The 15830-nt window shown below is 31.9% G+C and carries 19 protein-coding genes; 14 read left to right on the top strand and 5 right to left on the bottom strand.

What is annotated here, in order from left to right; translation table 11 throughout:
* A partial coding sequence (locus B5P40_RS33500; protein WP_309252103.1) for an exosporium glycoprotein BclB-related protein occupies window positions 1–579 on the top strand: 579 nt, incomplete at its 5' end.
* 295 nt (window positions 580–874) lie between these two features.
* On the opposite strand, the gene B5P40_RS16435 is transcribed toward B5P40_RS33500, so the two are convergent.
* Window positions 875–2059: a site-specific integrase gene (locus tag B5P40_RS16435; RefSeq protein WP_454659260.1), complete on the bottom strand. Its 1185-nt coding sequence runs from the start codon at window positions 2057–2059 to the stop codon at window positions 875–877.
* Window positions 2060–2138: 79 nt separating this feature from the next.
* Entirely contained in the window at window positions 2139–2609 is a 471-nt protein-coding gene (locus tag B5P40_RS16430) for a helix-turn-helix domain-containing protein (RefSeq protein ID WP_113709477.1), read from the bottom strand.
* An 82-nt stretch (window positions 2610–2691) separates the two neighbouring features.
* On the opposite strand from B5P40_RS16430, the gene B5P40_RS16425 reads away from it, so the two are divergent.
* The 13 genes from B5P40_RS16425 to B5P40_RS16370 all read left to right on the top strand — a co-directional run bounded on the left by B5P40_RS16425 (window position 2692) and on the right by B5P40_RS16370 (window position 13095).
* Window positions 2692–2883, top strand: coding sequence for a helix-turn-helix transcriptional regulator (locus B5P40_RS16425; RefSeq protein ID WP_000608803.1), 192 nt, complete (start codon window positions 2692–2694; stop codon window positions 2881–2883).
* A gap of 73 nt (window positions 2884–2956) precedes the next feature.
* The gene (locus B5P40_RS16420) at window positions 2957–3226 is read left to right on the top strand and encodes a hypothetical protein (protein ID WP_113709476.1); all 270 of its coding nucleotides are present in this window, start codon (window positions 2957–2959) and stop codon (window positions 3224–3226) included.
* Between the two features lie 299 nt (window positions 3227–3525).
* Window positions 3526–5964 carry a DUF927 domain-containing protein gene (locus tag B5P40_RS16415; RefSeq protein ID WP_113709475.1) on the top strand — a complete coding sequence of 813 codons (2439 nt, stop codon included), beginning with the start codon at window positions 3526–3528 and terminating at the stop codon, window positions 5962–5964.
* Window positions 5965–6350: 386 nt separating this feature from the next.
* Window positions 6351–6572 (top strand): hypothetical protein, encoded by a 222-nt coding sequence (locus B5P40_RS16410; RefSeq protein WP_113709474.1) that lies wholly within the window; start codon window positions 6351–6353, stop codon window positions 6570–6572.
* A 20-nt stretch (window positions 6573–6592) separates the two neighbouring features.
* Complete coding sequence (locus B5P40_RS16405) at window positions 6593–6991, top strand: sigma-70 RNA polymerase sigma factor region 4 domain-containing protein (RefSeq protein ID WP_113709473.1); 399 nt, start codon at window positions 6593–6595, stop codon at window positions 6989–6991.
* A gap of 416 nt (window positions 6992–7407) precedes the next feature.
* Window positions 7408–7857, top strand: coding sequence for a terminase gpP N-terminus-related DNA-binding protein (locus B5P40_RS16400; RefSeq protein ID WP_016126713.1), 450 nt, complete (start codon window positions 7408–7410; stop codon window positions 7855–7857).
* Window positions 7858–7886: 29 nt separating this feature from the next.
* On the top strand, window positions 7887–8369 hold the full coding sequence (locus B5P40_RS16395) for a DNA repair protein Rad50 (RefSeq protein ID WP_113709472.1): 483 nt from the start codon (window positions 7887–7889) through the stop codon (window positions 8367–8369).
* Window positions 8369–8857 carry a hypothetical protein gene (locus tag B5P40_RS16390; RefSeq protein ID WP_002126070.1) on the top strand — a complete coding sequence of 163 codons (489 nt, stop codon included), beginning with the start codon at window positions 8369–8371 and terminating at the stop codon, window positions 8855–8857. The genes B5P40_RS16395 and B5P40_RS16390 overlap by 1 nt, the downstream gene beginning before the upstream one ends.
* 242 nt (window positions 8858–9099) lie before the next feature.
* The gene (locus B5P40_RS16385) at window positions 9100–9348 is read left to right on the top strand and encodes a hypothetical protein (RefSeq protein WP_113709471.1); all 249 of its coding nucleotides are present in this window, start codon (window positions 9100–9102) and stop codon (window positions 9346–9348) included.
* Window positions 9348–9524 carry a hypothetical protein gene (locus B5P40_RS32820; RefSeq protein ID WP_181462947.1) on the top strand — a complete coding sequence of 59 codons (177 nt, stop codon included), beginning with the start codon at window positions 9348–9350 and terminating at the stop codon, window positions 9522–9524. The genes B5P40_RS16385 and B5P40_RS32820 overlap by 1 nt, the downstream gene beginning before the upstream one ends.
* A gap of 43 nt (window positions 9525–9567) precedes the next feature.
* Complete coding sequence (locus tag B5P40_RS16380) at window positions 9568–9816, top strand: phage major capsid protein (RefSeq protein ID WP_113709470.1); 249 nt, start codon at window positions 9568–9570, stop codon at window positions 9814–9816.
* Between the two features lie 235 nt (window positions 9817–10051).
* Window positions 10052–12643 carry a hypothetical protein gene (locus tag B5P40_RS16375; protein WP_113709469.1) on the top strand — a complete coding sequence of 864 codons (2592 nt, stop codon included), beginning with the start codon at window positions 10052–10054 and terminating at the stop codon, window positions 12641–12643.
* A 17-nt stretch (window positions 12644–12660) separates the two neighbouring features.
* Entirely contained in the window at window positions 12661–13095 is a 435-nt protein-coding gene (locus tag B5P40_RS16370) for a hypothetical protein (protein WP_113709468.1), read from the top strand.
* Window positions 13096–13246: 151 nt separating this feature from the next.
* Here the strand turns inward: B5P40_RS16370 and B5P40_RS16365 are convergent, their stop codons facing one another.
* From B5P40_RS16365 to B5P40_RS16355, 3 genes are all read right to left on the bottom strand, one after another.
* Window positions 13247–13879 carry a hypothetical protein gene (locus B5P40_RS16365; RefSeq protein WP_113709467.1) on the bottom strand — a complete coding sequence of 211 codons (633 nt, stop codon included), beginning with the start codon at window positions 13877–13879 and terminating at the stop codon, window positions 13247–13249.
* Between the two features lie 243 nt (window positions 13880–14122).
* Entirely contained in the window at window positions 14123–14953 is an 831-nt protein-coding gene (locus tag B5P40_RS16360) for a hypothetical protein (RefSeq protein WP_113709466.1), read from the bottom strand.
* A gap of 339 nt (window positions 14954–15292) precedes the next feature.
* Entirely contained in the window at window positions 15293–15724 is a 432-nt protein-coding gene (locus B5P40_RS16355; RefSeq protein WP_113709465.1) for a GNAT family N-acetyltransferase, read from the bottom strand.
* Between the last annotated feature and the right edge of the window lie 106 nt (window positions 15725–15830).

The raw sequence follows: 15830 nt of genomic DNA, 5'->3' as shown, positions 1-15830 counted from the left end.
ACAGGAGCAACAGGAGCAACAGGAGCAACAGGAGCAACAGGAGCAACAGGAGCAACAGGAGCAACAGGAGCAACAGGAGCAACTGGTGGCGGAGCTATTATTCCGTTTGCTTCAGGTACAACACCATCTGCGTTAGTTAACGCGATAATAGCTAATACAGGAACTCTTCTTGGATTTGGATTTAGTCAGCCTGGCATAGCTTTAACGGGTGGAACAAGTATCACATTAGCGTTAGGGATAGGTGATTATGCATTTGTAGCACCACGCGCAGGGACTATTACATCGTTAGCAGGTTTCTTTAGTGCAACAGCTGCATTAGCTCCATTAACACCTGTTCAAGTGCAGATACAAATATTAACTGCACCTGCAGCAAGTAATACGTTTACAGTACAGGGCGCACCTTTATTATTAGCACCAGCATTTGCCGTAATAGCGATTGGTGCTACAGCATCAGGTATCATACCTGAAGCAATTCCGGTAGCCGCTGGGGATAAAGTATTATTATATGTTTCATTAACAGCTGCTAGTCCAATAGCTGCAGTTGCTGGATTTGTAAGTGCAGGTATTAATATCGTCTAACTTGTTACAATGTTTGTTTGAAATTTAAACAGGCATTTGTATATAGCCCCACCTAATTTTATTAGGTGGGGCTATATTTTTTGTGGGAAATTAGAAATAAATCAATTGAAAAGTTACTCTTTGTTAAGTTGGTATATAAGAAAAATCAAAATTTATGATTTACACTTTATTGTTTATGGAATAAGTTATATGGTTTGAAAAATTACATATAAACAAAAAAGATGAATTCTATTAAAAATAGAATTCGATAGTATCAAAAGCCCTTATTATATCAGTATTTGTAGCATGTTTATTATTAACTAGCCCCAAAATTAGCCCCATTTTTTGTTAAACTCTGACTAAATAACTCTACTGACACGGATTCTATTTCCTTTAATACATGACCATAAATTTCATAAATCATTTGTGGAGAATTCCCTAAACGTTCGGCAATCACTTTTACATTTAAACCTTGATTTAATAATATAGTGCAATGTGTATGACGTAAGCCATGTATTGTTATAGGAGGAAGCTTTGTTTTATTTAATACTCTTCTAAATGCATAAAAAACACAGCCATCTGTTATAGGTTTTCCAGTTTGGTATGATGTAAATACAAAAGAATCGTCTTTTAGCTTGTATCCAAAAGACAACATTACCTTCATACACCATTTTCGGTATATCTTTAATTGATTTACTAATACATCATCTATTAAAATTGTTCTATAGCTATTTTTCGTTTTGGGTGATCGTATACCTTTATTATCCCTAGTGCGTTCAATAGTTATTGTTTTATTATCAAAATCAATGTTTTTCCACTGTAAACCACAGGCTTCACCTCTACGAACCCCTGTGTATGCAACGGTTAATAAAAATGTATAGTTTGTGGCATTTTCTTCGCGTTTAGCTATTGTTAAAAATTCAACTAATTGCTCAGGTGTGAAATAATTATTGTTTTCTTCTTTGATAGTTTCGCGATTTGAAAGTTTGATTTTTGTGAAGCGATTGCGAGACAATATTTCATCTTCTACAGCTGCATTAATAGCAATCTTAAATAGGGTGTGGAATAAATGAACTGTACTTGGTTTATACTTCTTTTCAAGTACATTTAAAAATTCTCTCTTATATGTTGTTCTATCCAAAGTTTGCAACTTGAAATGGCCAAGCAATGGTTTCATTTGTAAGCGGATGGCCATTTCACGTTGTGCCCTAGATGCTGGTTTCCAACTATTTTTATAGGTGGTATACCAAATATCCAACCACTCTCCAATGGTTAGTTGATCATATTCAACTTGTTTAGATTCACCACGTAGTGTTGTAACTTTCACTTCTAAAAGAGATTTGATGGCTTCTTTTGCTGATTTAAATCCACTTTTTTTCTTCTCTTTTCTTTTTCCTGTGTTGTCATAATACTTGTGACGATACATCCACAGTTTTTCATTTTTTGTATTGAAATAATAGTATATTTCGGGTTCTTTTGCTGACTTGTGTAACTTCACCATTACCATTCCTTTCATTGCTTTGGCTGGCGTATGCATAGGAATGGATAGGTATTGGATTTATTCAAAAACATGTGTAAATTTAGTTTTGTGCTTTAAGCATGATATTTGCCATTTCGTTTAGGAGGCGTAGATTGGAGTCGTTCAATTTATTTAATGTATCTATCATTTGTTTTTCAAACTTTATTTTTTTTTCTAACTCTTCCCAGTGTTGTTCCCATTTTCGTTGAGTTTCTTCCTCTATTTCTTTATATTCCTCTGTTTTCTTCCATTCTTCCTCTGCTTTTTCCCATTCCTCTGCACTCATTACATTATTTTCATCGAAGTGAAAAAAATATCCAGCCTTCTTTATTAGTGTTTCACAATCATAGTTGTAAGCTTTGGCTAGCTTTTTTATTGTTTCAATGGATGGGCGATTGATTTTCCCCGTCCGAGGATCAACACCCTTTTCTAGATTACTTAATTGTACATGACTAATTCCTATTAAATTTGCCATTTCCCTTAAAGAATGATTACCTCTAAGTTCTCTTAAAAGTTGTCCGAAATCATCCATTGGATTACCTCCTTATTTTTTTGTTAATCGTGCTTTACATAAGTTTAACACCATGATATATTATTAGCAAGAGGTGTTAAACGTGATTAACAAACTTAGAGAAGTTAGAGAAAAAAAGAAAATATCGCAGATTGAATTGGCGAAACGCTCTGGTGTGAGCAGAACTACTCTTTATAATATTGAAAAGGGTGGTGATACACGTGTTTCCATTGCACTCTCAATAGCCCGTTCACTTGAAGAGGATGTGGAAAAAATTTTTTATAATTCTTGTTAACCTTGTTTAACGATTTGCGGAAAGGTAAATAAGAATTGTTTATATAAAGAAATTATTGAGATGAGGTAATTATTTGATTCCTGCAAATGTGCAAGTAAATATTGATGAAAAAGCCATTAAGGAATACATACTGCAGCAAATAGATCAACAACTTCACGAAACATTATTGATGGTTGATCTTGAAAGATTAGCAGTAATTACATCAATGAGTAAGAGATTCCTAGAAGATGAGATTTTATCTGATCCACGTATGAAATTAATAGAGCGACGTCGCAACAGAAAACGTTGGTGGTTCTATAAGCGAGCTCTTGAAGTAATAACAGAAATTGTAAATGAATGGTAAACAACAACGCTTTGGCTGGCGTGTGCATAGGAAACAAAGTCCATAAAAGATTAGGTGGATAATACTTATTAATTCAAATTGCTTGATATTTTGTAGCAACGTCGATTTGGAAACAATTGAGGTGAATAGGTTAATGACAACTGCTGAAATACGTGAAGACAAGTTACATATGATTTTAGAAAAAGCGGAAAACGTTGATCCAAAAGCAATCAAAGTTTTAAAAGAAATTAATCGAATATTAAAGCAAGTGTGATAGTCCATCTTAAAAACATTATTAAGCGAAAAGGAGGTGCTCATTTTTGAAAGTTACCATGCCGCACTATATAACAAGAATTGATGAAATGTTACCTGGAGCAAAAATTATCAAGCTTACTGGATATGCAAATGGAAATCAAGGGTATCAAAAAGCGAAAACGCCAGTATGTAAGTGGAAAGACAGCCAGGGATTAGATGATTTAGAAATAAATAAATGGATAAACCAAGGCGGATGGATTGGAGCAGTTATTCCCCAGGAGCGGATTATCATAGATGTGGATGACCAGGTTCAAGGGGAACTTGTGAAAGATTTGCTTGAAGGAGAAAACAGGCATCACCATTCGATTAAAACACCAAACGGATGGCAGTTTGTTTTTGCGGCTAAAGAGAAAAGGACACAAGACATTAAACAGATTACGAAATTTTTCTCTCAAATAGGTGTGGTCATTGATACCCGTACAGCTGGAGCAGGATATATTGTTTTTCCTACAAACAACACAGAAGGACGCTACATAGCAACTAATAGCATAGATCAGCTGGACGAATTACCACACTATTTAAGGCCTGTTAGAAATACAGATAAATCTAAAGATTATATGTTTCCAATACCTATAGAAAGCTCGGGGAGCAGAAATGACACACTGTATAAGTTTGCTACACATTTAAAAGCGTGGAATGTTCCTAACGAGGAAATAATGCAGGCAATGGAGCTCATTTATGAGTATTTTCTTTTAGATAAAACTGATTTTCCTTATAACGAATTAAAGACCCTTACGCAGTCAGCTATTCAATGGGAACCAAACCAGTCAGAAAGACAGCATGTATCTGACAATAATTTTGAAGCGCATGCCGAAGGTAAAAACGAAAATAAAATCATTCCTAAGCCTTTTAAAGTAGGAGAAAAAGCTACACTTTTTGAGGAAAGAGAGGATAAGGATGGAAATGTGATAACAAAGCTTGTATCACGTAAAACACCATATATTACAAAGGAATTCCATAACATAGAACGTCCACAAGTGCTTTATGAAATTGAATGGAAGGAAAGCAATAGAACGGTAAGAGAAGTTGTGCCAGCTTCTACTATTGCTGTTAGAAAAGAATTATTAGAACTAAGTGATAAAGGTTTTTCTGTTAATGATAATAACGTTAAAAAAATCATTACTTATTTTGACCATTATCTATTGATTAATAGTATAGAACAACATTATGCCGTAGAACGTTTAGGACATATAAAGGATACTTTTATACATCCTTTAGTGACTAAAGATGTTGAAATTATGTCCATAGATCATGGTGAGAAACAATTACTTGAAGCCTTTGAAGTAAAAGGAACAAGTGATACATGGAAAAAAGAAGTATTTGAACGAATTAAGCAGCAACCGAAGGCAGTATTTTTTGTACTTTCTAGTTTTGCGAGTGTCATTATTAAAGATTTACGCTTACAACCTTTCATTGTTGATTTAAGCGGAACGACTTCGCAGGGTAAGACTACAACATTAAAAGTGGCTGCTAGTGTTTGGGGTAATGAAAGCTTAATGAGTGAATGGAATGCTACAAAAGTATCTATTGAAAGAAAATCAGCTTATCTAAACAGTTTTCCTTTATTACTGGATGATACACGAAAAGCTGATGAACGTATTTTAAAAGATGTTATTTATTCTTTCAGTGGAGGACGTTCAAAAGGAAGAGGAAGCTTAAAAGGAAGTCAGCGGGAGTATACTTGGCATAATATTTTACTAAGTACAGGTGAAGTTTCTCTAAATGAGTACGCTAAAAATCAAGGTGGAGCGGCTGCAAGGATTATCCCATTAATTGACGAGCCTTTAAAGAAAGATCATAGCAATATCATGGGACTTTATGAAGCAATGGAAAACAATTATGGAGCGATAGGAATAGAGTTCTTAAAAGTTTGGTTGAAACATAAGAAAGAGCTTACTCCAGAGTATCACAAGTTTAGAAAACACTATGTAGATAAAGCGAAAGGTAATGAAGTATTAAGCCGATTAGCTGGATATTATGCAGCAGTTCATTTTACAGGCAGTATATTGAAAAGCAAAATGGACTTTGATATTGATCTAAAAGCCATTTCCTCATTATTTGATGATATAGCAGAAGAAAATAAATCCATTGATAAGCCACTTCAATTTTTAGAAGAGATACTTACGGATTTGGATAGTAGTAGACAAAACATATTTTATGATTATATGCCTAAAATTATTAAAGCAATTTATAAAGATAAACAAAGACAGTTGTTTTTGACTCCAGCTTATACTACCGATTTCTTAGGTGTTGAAGAAAAGCAAGTAAGACGTGAATGGTTAAAGAGAGGTATGACAATTCCAGTTGAAAAAGGAAGTAAAGTAGTTGATTACAAACTTGTAAGCCATAAGGGCAAGAAATTTAATGGTATACCGTTAAATATGGAACTTGTAGGAGAACTAGGGTTTGACTTTTATGAAGCTAATATGGATTTTTCAGATTAGTAGTAATAAGAGTAATAGGGAATTACTTTATTTAAAATTTCTTATTACTGTTCAAAACCCTTATAAATCAAGGAGGTAATCAGTAAAAGTAATAAGAGTAATAAAAGTAATAAGGATTTTGATATACACATGTATTTAAAAAAAAGAAAAAAATTCAGTTTATATATGTAAGTATTTTGATTTTAAAAATGTATTACTTTTATTACTGATAAGTCAAATCCCTTGTGGGAGTAAGGGGAAATAAGGTAATACGTCCAAAACCTTATTATTACTCGTACTACTGATATTTTTATAGAAAAGGCAATAAAGCTTAGAGCCGTAAGCATTTCAAGGTTTTAACAAAAAGTAATAAGCCCGTATTACTAAAAAAAAATGGAGGTAAGCCAATGGCAACTAAAAAAGCTCCAATCGTATTAGCAATTGAACGTGATGAAAAAGGAAATCTTAGTACATGGTGTCAGTACTGTAGAAAGTTTCATCACCACGGAACAGGTGAAGGACACAGGGATGCACATTGTTTTGAGGAAGATAGTCCTTATATTCGTACAGGCTATGTCCTTAAGAAGATGAAACTATCGGGTAAAGAGATTGTTAGAAAAGAAAATTGAATCTAAGTAGGTGATAGATAATTGTTTTTTGGCTGAAAGATTATCAGGAATTAAAGGCGGACATTGATCATTTAGAATGCAACCTAGATAAAACGAAAGCTGAATTAAAACGCTGGGTCAGTGGGGACTTGCAAAAAGTACGATTAACCGCTGAATCAGAAGGGGCAAAAGTGGAGGACCGTATTGAAGTAATTGAATATGAATTGGCACATAAGATAAATGACCTTTCTGATATGGTCGAGCTAATAAGTACGTTTCATGGTTTAGAAAACAAAATATTTAAGTTGAAATATATTGATGGCATGACACTAGAAAAAGTAGCTGAGGAATTAAATTATAGTGCAGGTTTTATTAAAAATAAACATGCTGAGATTATGAGAAGAATCAAGTTTGCAGAGAGATTAAAGGCAGGAGGATAAAGAACTGTGGAAGGAAAATAAAATATTTTAAAAACTATTTAATTAAACAAGAATTGAATTGTTCATTTGTAAACAAAAATTAAAAATAAATTTTTCTATAATACCCCCCGGTTACATTTCTAGAAACAATTTGATGGGGGACCTGGCAACGCGAGGGGGAGATTTGTCTTTTTATTTTTTGCTTTTCGCGCGCGGAAAATAGAAAAAAAGGCCTAAAAAAGATGCTTTCCTATTTTTTTAGGAAAACATTTATGTTTTTAATCGGTAAATTAAATTGTTACTTATGAACCTATAAACCGCATGAAATCAACGTTTGTTTCGTTAAATTTAGATTATCAAAACTCAAATATACACGTCAAATAGTGATTTTCATTTTAAAAAAATAATAAAACAAGTGATGAAAGGGTGATGAAAGTATGATTTCAAATGAAGACAAAAAACAAACAGCTTATGAAATGTATAAAAGTGGAAAATACTCGTTTAAAGAAATCGCAGCAGAATTAGAAGTCAAAGAGAGTACGCTAAACAATTGGCGTCACCGTTACAAGTGGGTAGAACTATCCGCAAATGTAGATCGTCAAAAGCTTTATGATTTACTGATGTCTAAATTGAAAGATAAAGGTCTAGAAACCGAAATGCAATTCGTAGACATGGTGAATACGTACATGAAATTTTTCGATATCAAAAACAAATTGATTGAAGATATTGAAGAACGCGGCGTATCTGTAATGGGTGTAACGGGATCAGTCAAAAAGAATGATTCTATTTCAGAATTAACAAAAGTTATCACGTCTATGTCAAAGTTGCTGGAGTTTTTAGGTATCAACATTGAAGAAGCTGAAGACGATGAAGAACTTGATATATAAATAATAATATAACAGGAGGTCATGAAAACATGGCACATTTAGAAAATAGTTTAAAATTGAAAGAATTATTTTATCAACGAATCAAAACAGAAGAAAGAAGCCTTCCAACCTTGGAAAAACTTAAATTAGCTCGCGAATGCCAAAGAAACGTTGCATCACGCGATGAATATAACCATATTACAAAGATCGTTGAAGGACTAGAAAAAGAGTATGAAGCCGAAAGGAAATTCGGTTACACTCCAACTGTTATTTTTAGCAAAGAAGACAAAGACCAAGCCGCGAAAGTTATCAAGAAAGATATCGCAGCAATGGACAAGCGGTATATCGAGTTATGCAAACGAAAAGATGATTTAGAAACGTCTATTGCTGATGAAGTTGCCGCTATTAATGTAGAACTAAATGAAATGCATGAAGCTCACAGAAAGTTAATGCATTGTAACGTGCTTTACGGAAGTTATTACCGCGAACTATATGAAATGGTTACTTCTACGAAATCGGAGGTATTACGATAATGATTACACTATATGAAAAGATTCTATCGGCACGAGAAAGAAAACATGCTTATCATACTTATGATATTGAACTAACGCCGCTAACAGATGCAGGGAAAGTATTATTCGGTCGGATGGACTTATTAAAGGAAGAAAGGGACGGACAAGTTGAAAACTGGTTAAAGAATGCTTTATCACGTAACAAAAGCAACTTCAAACCTAATGACAAATATACTTTTTACTATGATGATCCGAACGAATCAGAAGATCAGCGAGTAAATGAAGTGTTACGTTATGTAGAAAACAAGATTTATAGAAAATGGGAAACAAGTACAAAATGGGGTAATTTAAAATCTCCTATACTTGGAGTCGACTATTCAGTGAAGATTGAAAAGAGAGTTGATGTTCTGGACACGCCGAAAAAGAGTGACAAACAAAAAGTGCTTAAAAATCCAGCTATTGCAGCCGAGGGAAAAGAAGTAAACGAAACGTTAGTAATTGAAGGTTAACACTTGAGCCCTTTTATCCAGGGTTCTTTTCCATTTAAAATCGAAAATATGAAAAATGGCTTCTCAGTTTGTTCTGTATGCTATTTTGTGTAACTGTCTAATGGGTTTTATACATAAATGGTGAATGGCACGAAATAAAGAGGGATAAGCGTGTTAGGAAGAAAGTTACTGATGTATTAACTATATACAATTAATATAATTCGAAATGCTCGAAAATAAGTTTATGAAAGGCGTTTGACAAAATGAAAAAACAGTTTTATAGCAATCAATTAATTAGGAAAGTGAATGCACTAGCTAAAGAAAGGGATAAAGTGTTCATTGCTAAAAGTGGCGGCAAAACGAATGCAAAGCATATCGTTACACAAATGGCAGGACAATCACCTATTATGAAGGGCCTTAGTTCACTTGTTAACCTAAATGGCCCGGAAAAAGCAGCGGAAATGTACAAGGAGTTCTTTAATAGTCCTTATATGTTCAGAGGTAACTTTTAATGGATATCCTAGAGCGTGTACGAGCGATTCTCAGAAAGCCGAGCGAAAAGAGACAGGAAGCCATTGCGGTGGCAGAAGCGAAGAAAGACGCGGAAGCGAAAACGGAATTAGAGGAATGTATGCAGATGTCTAAACGGTTAAATTCTAATATAAATGGATCGAATCCTTTTCAATAACGTAAAAAGACACTATCCTTAAAAAAACGGTGGAGTAAGTTACATGTTATTAGGATTCCCACTTGATTGCACAGATGCAGTAAAAGGCTCGGCAGATTCAGTAGCAGTATTTTACTTTGGTGACTTTTCATTCTTCGTTATTCAAGAAAATTCAGAGGGATTGGAAATTGAAATTATGAAGGAAATGTATATGAATGTTAATGAAGTAGGATTGAAATTATACAACCTTCTTGATGGAAAGTTAATCTATTCAGAGGTAGAACCAACTGTGTATCGTTTGGAGATTAAATAATTATTTAAAATTAATTTATGGGCCGTCTAAGCGACGGTCTTTTGTCTTTTAGAATTGTTATCACTGTACAAGTATATCAAAACTAACTTCAGAGCTTTAAAGTTGAACAAGAACATCTGTTCTTGTATGATAGAATTAAAACTAAATCTTGTAAAATAAATGGAAAAGTCTTGATTAACCCTTTAAAAAAGCTGAAAATAAAAAGAAGAAAAAGAAGAAAAAAGGGTGAATGCTAGTGTCAATAAATGTAGATTTTGGAAATTGTGATAAAAACGATGTAAAGTTTTGGAGATTTATTGGAGTTTCAATCGATTTAATTAATGAATTGTCCACATCTCAAGTAGAGGTTAGATTTAAGAGTATGCTTAATAATGTGACCATTAATGAATTAGCAGAATTAGCAACGCTTTTAAATGTCGACCTAAAAGATGTCAACAAGAAAGAACAAGTGGAATGCTTTAATGAAGTACCAATTGATTCGCAAAAAGAGATTATTATATTAAGAGAATTCTTGAATCGAAAGAAAAAAACTGTTATTAGATATTACAATTCTGTATCAATAAATTCAAACTACGAAACTATCTTTAAACATTCTCAAGTATGTCAGTTATATCAGTTATTTAACAATAATCATGTTCATATCATTCAAATTTATACTTGGCATAATTGGGATAGTAAGGGGACAGGAATTCAATTTTCATTGAATAAAAAGGTAAGTTTTGATAAGGCCTATAAGATTCCTACAGAGTATGCAAAAGATTTTGTTGATGATATGTATGCCCATTCAAATCAGGAGAATAAATATAAGGTGTTTTCATTTGCAAAGCATGAGAAAGAAAAACTTGTTGTAATGTTATACAGACAAATAAATGATGCATCAAGGCCAGATTTTGATGAACCATTTAGAAATAAAGAAGTGGTTTCAATTATGTTTCAAATTGATGTCACAGCAGGCCTTTTAGAAATTAGATCAAAATTTCAAAAAGAAAAAGAAGGAATTAAGAAATATATAGAAAAAACATTTGATACGTCGCTAACTGAAATTAAGCCTGAGGTATTTAATCAGTATCAGCCGGAGGAAGTTATAAGTGCTGTTTTAGAGGGAACGCCACCTGAAAATAAAGAGGTATTGGATTTTGTTGTTAATAAGGTTGTGTTCAGAAGCAGTCCTTTGATTAACTCACCAGGTTTAACATTTGAGTTGAAAAACGGAGACGTTTTGCCCTCAGTTAAAGACGCATATACACGAGAGTGTATTGATTTGGAAAGTATTAAAGATATAGAAAGTATATCATTTAAAACTTCTAAAGTAAGTAGAACTATTAGATCAACAGTATTAGAAGATGGAAATATCATATTTTCTTTAGATGATAGCGGAATTGAACCTGAAATAAAAAATGATATACAAGAAAAGTTTTTGTGTAAATTTGGAATCCCGTTAAATAAATTAATATCAAATTCAAAATTTACGGTCGGAAAAGCTGATTTGACAGATTATTTGATGACTATTTCGTTGAAAAAAGCTCTTACAGATATAGAGCAGAAAATTTTTGATAGATTGATACAGGATAAGATTATTTTTGAAGGATCTGAAATCATCATTTCTTGTGAAAATCCGAACTGTGATTATACAGAAAGTATTTCGAGTGAGTTAAAAGAATGCCCAAGTTGTGGGAATCCTAAATTAAGAAAAGATGGATATAGTTCAGTTAATATTTCAATAAAATCTGTACAGGGCTTTGTTAAAGAACTAATTAAATCTTTTTGTAGCTCAACTGATTGGGAATTAAGTAAAGATACTGAGAAAACGTATTATAAAAGTAAGTATAAGTTCATTAACTTAGACAATAGACAAACAAATGAATCATTACAGATTCTTATTCATCAAGGAGCTATTCACAACAGAATTCTTGAAAAAATTAATCGCTCACTAACGCCTACCGTTATAGTGTTTGTTGGAGTTCTTGAAAAGAATATAGAGAAATATAATAATAATTGTATATTCCCTATTAACTTCGGTAGAGTGTATAACATGGAAAAGCCAGAAAAGTTCTTTGAGAAGATATATGAGTCAATAGAGCATCGAGCGAAATCTTATTTATCAAGTGTTGCAGCCAAATCATTAGAAATACTTGAAAGCTTACCAAAGCCAGAACTAATTGGGAAAAGTTATTCCCCTTCTGATTTTGAGGATGATGTATTCAATATTCTTAAAGATATATTCCCGAATGCTGATAAGTGGGGAAGTAAAATGTCAGGAAAAGAGGTACCTGAGGGGATTTTTGCTTTAACGTACACAGTTACAGAAGGTGGAGAAGACAAACAGCATCAATATGTATTTTCTTATGACTGTAAATTGAATAAGAATACCAATGGGTATGATCTATCTAAAGGTGAGCAACGTAAAGCTCACGATTATGTTGAAATGTTAAATCAAATTAAACATATTACAAAGTTCAGTAATAAAAAACAGTTGAGTGCTCATATATTTATTTCGAATAATTTTGATACTAATAATTATGATACTATGGCTAACCATTTTTATACCAAGCTTCCTAGTGGTTATGACACAAGACCTATTTTCTTACCTATTGAAGTATTAACATACTTACATTCTGAATATAGGAAAAATCATCAACAACTATATAATGCTAGAAACATTTTTATGGAAAGTTTGCATAAAATATTGATAACAGATAAATTAGTTATTGAAAAGGATGATATAGAAGAGGTTATGGAAGAATCTCTGGATGAAAAACTTGCTGATTACTCAGAGATTGATACTGTTAAGGTGAGACAGAATGTAATAAAGAAATTAAAAAAATAAAAAAGAGGGGATGAATAATGAATTATGCAATAAAATCCTCCGCTATAGAAGATTATGAAAAAATATTTATAAAAAATATTGAACAAACAATTAAAAGAATGATAAATACTAGTTTCTTTTTGAAACAGGATTACTGTGAATTAAGTATTTCTTTTTATGAAGATTTCTTAGTTACAATAAGAATCGAAGATGGATATATAACTGAGTTAAAAAAGAATAGTTATGAATATTTTATTCCAGATTCATTTTTAGAAAATCTATCCAGTATTGAAACTTTACCTCCAAGATTAAATCGATATAAGAATTTAGGATTTGTTCGATTTAGAAATGAAATTAAAGACTCGTTAAAGCATGGGAAAATAGTAACAAATAATAATGATGTGTTTTGGAAAGATTACAATATCACGTTGAAGATTGATCAAAACATAACCCTTGCAGATGTAGTTAATTAAAATATATAATATGAATAGACACTAGCAATTCTTTAGCCGTACCCTGTTATAGGTACGGTTTTTTTGTTTGTATTAAACAAAGCTCTATTAATTTTACATTATAAAAAGCCCTCAAATAATTGAGGGCTTAAATTCAGTATTACATAATAATTTATCCAGCATGAGAGTTGAGAATTTCTCGTTTGTATTTACGGATAGTATTTAATGCATATACGTCTCCTGTTTCTTGTAATATTATATCTCTTAATTCCTCGAAATCTGTGTCCATGTTGTCTTGGATTATATTCAAAACATTTGCCTTTGAACGTGATCGTAGAAACAACCTCTGATTATTATCTACCATAGAAGCATTTTGATGCAGGAGATTGTTAATATTTAATGTTATATCTTCACTAACATTTTTAACAATTTCATCGACCTCTTCTTTTGTGAAGGAATCTTTCTCTTTACTTTCTCTATTGTATTCTTCTAAGATTCCTTTACTGACACTATGTAGTAATCGTGGGTCTATTTTATCTACTTTAGCATCCACATTTCTTACATTAGCTGATATCTCATTTAATAAATGTGATAATCGGTCATTTACTCTTTGATTATCACTATCCTGTTTAAGTGCAATAAATATTGCTACAAGAGCTAAGGCTATTGAAACTGCGCTAGAAATTATAGAGAAATTCATCTCTATTGCCTTACTGTTATAAAATCCAGCTATTAATAAAATTATTATTGTAATTAGTATCCCGACTAACCAAATCCAATCTCTATTTTCCCACTTTTTATCCACTAATTATCGCCTCTACAAAACATTATCCGACAATAAGGGGAATTTATCTACAAAATATGAAAGAAATATGATTTTAACTTTTTAAAGGTATTAATATACCTCAAAGCGAACTCATTCATATTCAAAATAAAAAGCTTACTGGTTATACATCTCAGTAAACTTTTTATATTAACAGGAAATTTTCCCGATGACAGAAGCAATTTATTAAAGAACAGAGCTTATTCTGTCATTTTATTAAGATTATTATATTGTCATTTTAAATATCTCTTGATCTAATGGAACTTGAGTTGTTTTAAATGTTTTTTCATCATAAGGTAGATAGAAACGATAAGTATCTCCATGCATATAAATCCAAAATTTTAATTGTGTACCAAATAATCCATGGTTGATTTTATTGATATTTTTAAATGTATGATGATGCACGTTACCTTTTGAATCTGCTACTAATAAAAATAAACTGTTTTGATTTAATCTAAAATAACGTAAAATATGCTTTGATTCATCGAATGTTGACGTTTGGAAATTTGAATCAACATCAATTTCTTTATTCAAGGATAGGTAAAGTGCTTTATATAGTGTTTGTAATTCATATTTTATTTCTTTGGAGGATGTAGTAGTATGAATTGGTTTCAAGGTGACGCAGTATTCCTCATCATTTAAAATGTAAAGAAAATCAGGAACTAATCTTCTAGTTTCAATTGCTTTGTATTTAATGTTATGTTCATTGAAAATGTAGGTTGAAGGTAATATTTTTATTTTTTCCTCTAAACTTAGCAAATGTAATTCACCAATACCATTTAGGAAAGCTTTTTTGAGATGATCTAAATCAGCGTATTTTTGTAAGTGAAGGTGATAATTCTCTTCTTTTTTATCTGTATTAGGAGTGTGGATTTCAACTTGATAAGCTGTCTCTATAATGAATTGTGCAGATAGTTCATTTATGTTACGGCAATAAATATCAGCAGCGGCGATATGAGAGCGATTAATATTTTCTTTAATTTCTTTTGACTTTGCTCCTTCTGGGTTTATAAAATCCAAAACATTTTTTAATGTATTAAGTAAAGTGATCCCCATTAAATACTCCCCCTCAATGTTTTATATAGAATATTTTATCATGCTTAACAGTCTATGTGGATAAGTTTGGAAATTAATGTTTGATATGAAAGGATAAAAAACATTTAGCGTTTGAAAATAATTTGTTGTCCTATTATTTTTAGAAGTAAGAGGAAGGTTTTCGCGATTATGAGTAGTTTTTTTAAAGATATTAATATAATTCAAAACGAACTTATCCATGTTCAAAATGAAAGGGTGAGTTGCTCTTATGGAAAGAAAAGAAAGAACTGTGTTAGATAATCCGCCAAGTAAAAAAGTGAACGCATAAGAAAAATACTCGTTCACTTTTTATCTCATTCTTTACGTTAAATGTAGTTCATAATCCCCTTCAAAACGGTTTGGCTTTCCAAACATTTCTTCGTACAAACTAACATGTTTTGAAAAACCATTTTTTAATGCAAAGTGGTAACCTTCTTTAGTTACGACTTGCTGTAATACTAATCGTTCGAATCCTTTTTCTTTAGCGAATGTTTTAAACCATTCAAGAACAATACTTCCTTTACCTTGATTACTTGGGGTAATGTTTATAGCAGTAATCGCTAAGTATGGATCGGGGTAAAACTCGCTTCTAAGGTTAATGGTGACTTTAGATTCTTTAGAAGAAATATTTAAAGCATACTTAGAAACCCCTTCTATGAACATTATTTCATCTTGTACTAATTCGTCTAATACCATTTTTAATTTTTGAAAGTCTTGTACATGAAGAGGGATCTTGTTGAATTTTTCTTTCAAAACAATTAACTCCTTTTATTTTTATCAGAATAAATATCATTATATCTGAAAATACAAGGATTGCGTGGAGAAATTAGCATTTGCTCAGGATTATTAAAAAAGTTTT

Source organism: Bacillus sp. SRB_8, assembly GCF_003264205.1.
Classification (GTDB): domain Bacteria; phylum Bacillota; class Bacilli; order Bacillales; family Bacillaceae_G; genus Bacillus_A; species Bacillus_A mycoides.
Note: the sequence above shows the minus strand (reverse complement) of the source record. Positions and strands in the feature narration are given on the sequence as shown.

Excerpts from the sequence above, each read along its gene's own strand:
- B5P40_RS16435 (WP_454659260.1), bottom strand. The coding sequence starts at position 2,059 with ATGGTGAAGTTACACAAGTCAGCAAAAGAACCCGAAATATACTATTAT.
- B5P40_RS16430 (WP_113709477.1), bottom strand. The coding sequence starts at position 2,609 with ATGGATGATTTCGGACAACTTTTAAGAGAACTTAGAGGTAATCATTCT.
- B5P40_RS16410 (WP_113709474.1), top strand. The coding sequence starts at position 6,351 with ATGGCAACTAAAAAAGCTCCAATCGTATTAGCAATTGAACGTGATGAA.
- B5P40_RS16400 (WP_016126713.1), top strand. The coding sequence starts at position 7,408 with ATGATTTCAAATGAAGACAAAAAACAAACAGCTTATGAAATGTATAAA.
- B5P40_RS16395 (WP_113709472.1), top strand. The coding sequence starts at position 7,887 with ATGGCACATTTAGAAAATAGTTTAAAATTGAAAGAATTATTTTATCAA.
- B5P40_RS16390 (WP_002126070.1), top strand. The coding sequence starts at position 8,369 with ATGATTACACTATATGAAAAGATTCTATCGGCACGAGAAAGAAAACAT.
- B5P40_RS16385 (WP_113709471.1), top strand. The coding sequence starts at position 9,100 with ATGAAAAAACAGTTTTATAGCAATCAATTAATTAGGAAAGTGAATGCA.
- B5P40_RS32820 (WP_181462947.1), top strand. The coding sequence starts at position 9,348 with ATGGATATCCTAGAGCGTGTACGAGCGATTCTCAGAAAGCCGAGCGAA.
- B5P40_RS16380 (WP_113709470.1), top strand. The coding sequence starts at position 9,568 with ATGTTATTAGGATTCCCACTTGATTGCACAGATGCAGTAAAAGGCTCG.
- B5P40_RS16370 (WP_113709468.1), top strand. The coding sequence starts at position 12,661 with ATGAATTATGCAATAAAATCCTCCGCTATAGAAGATTATGAAAAAATA.
- B5P40_RS16360 (WP_113709466.1), bottom strand. The coding sequence starts at position 14,953 with ATGGGGATCACTTTACTTAATACATTAAAAAATGTTTTGGATTTTATA.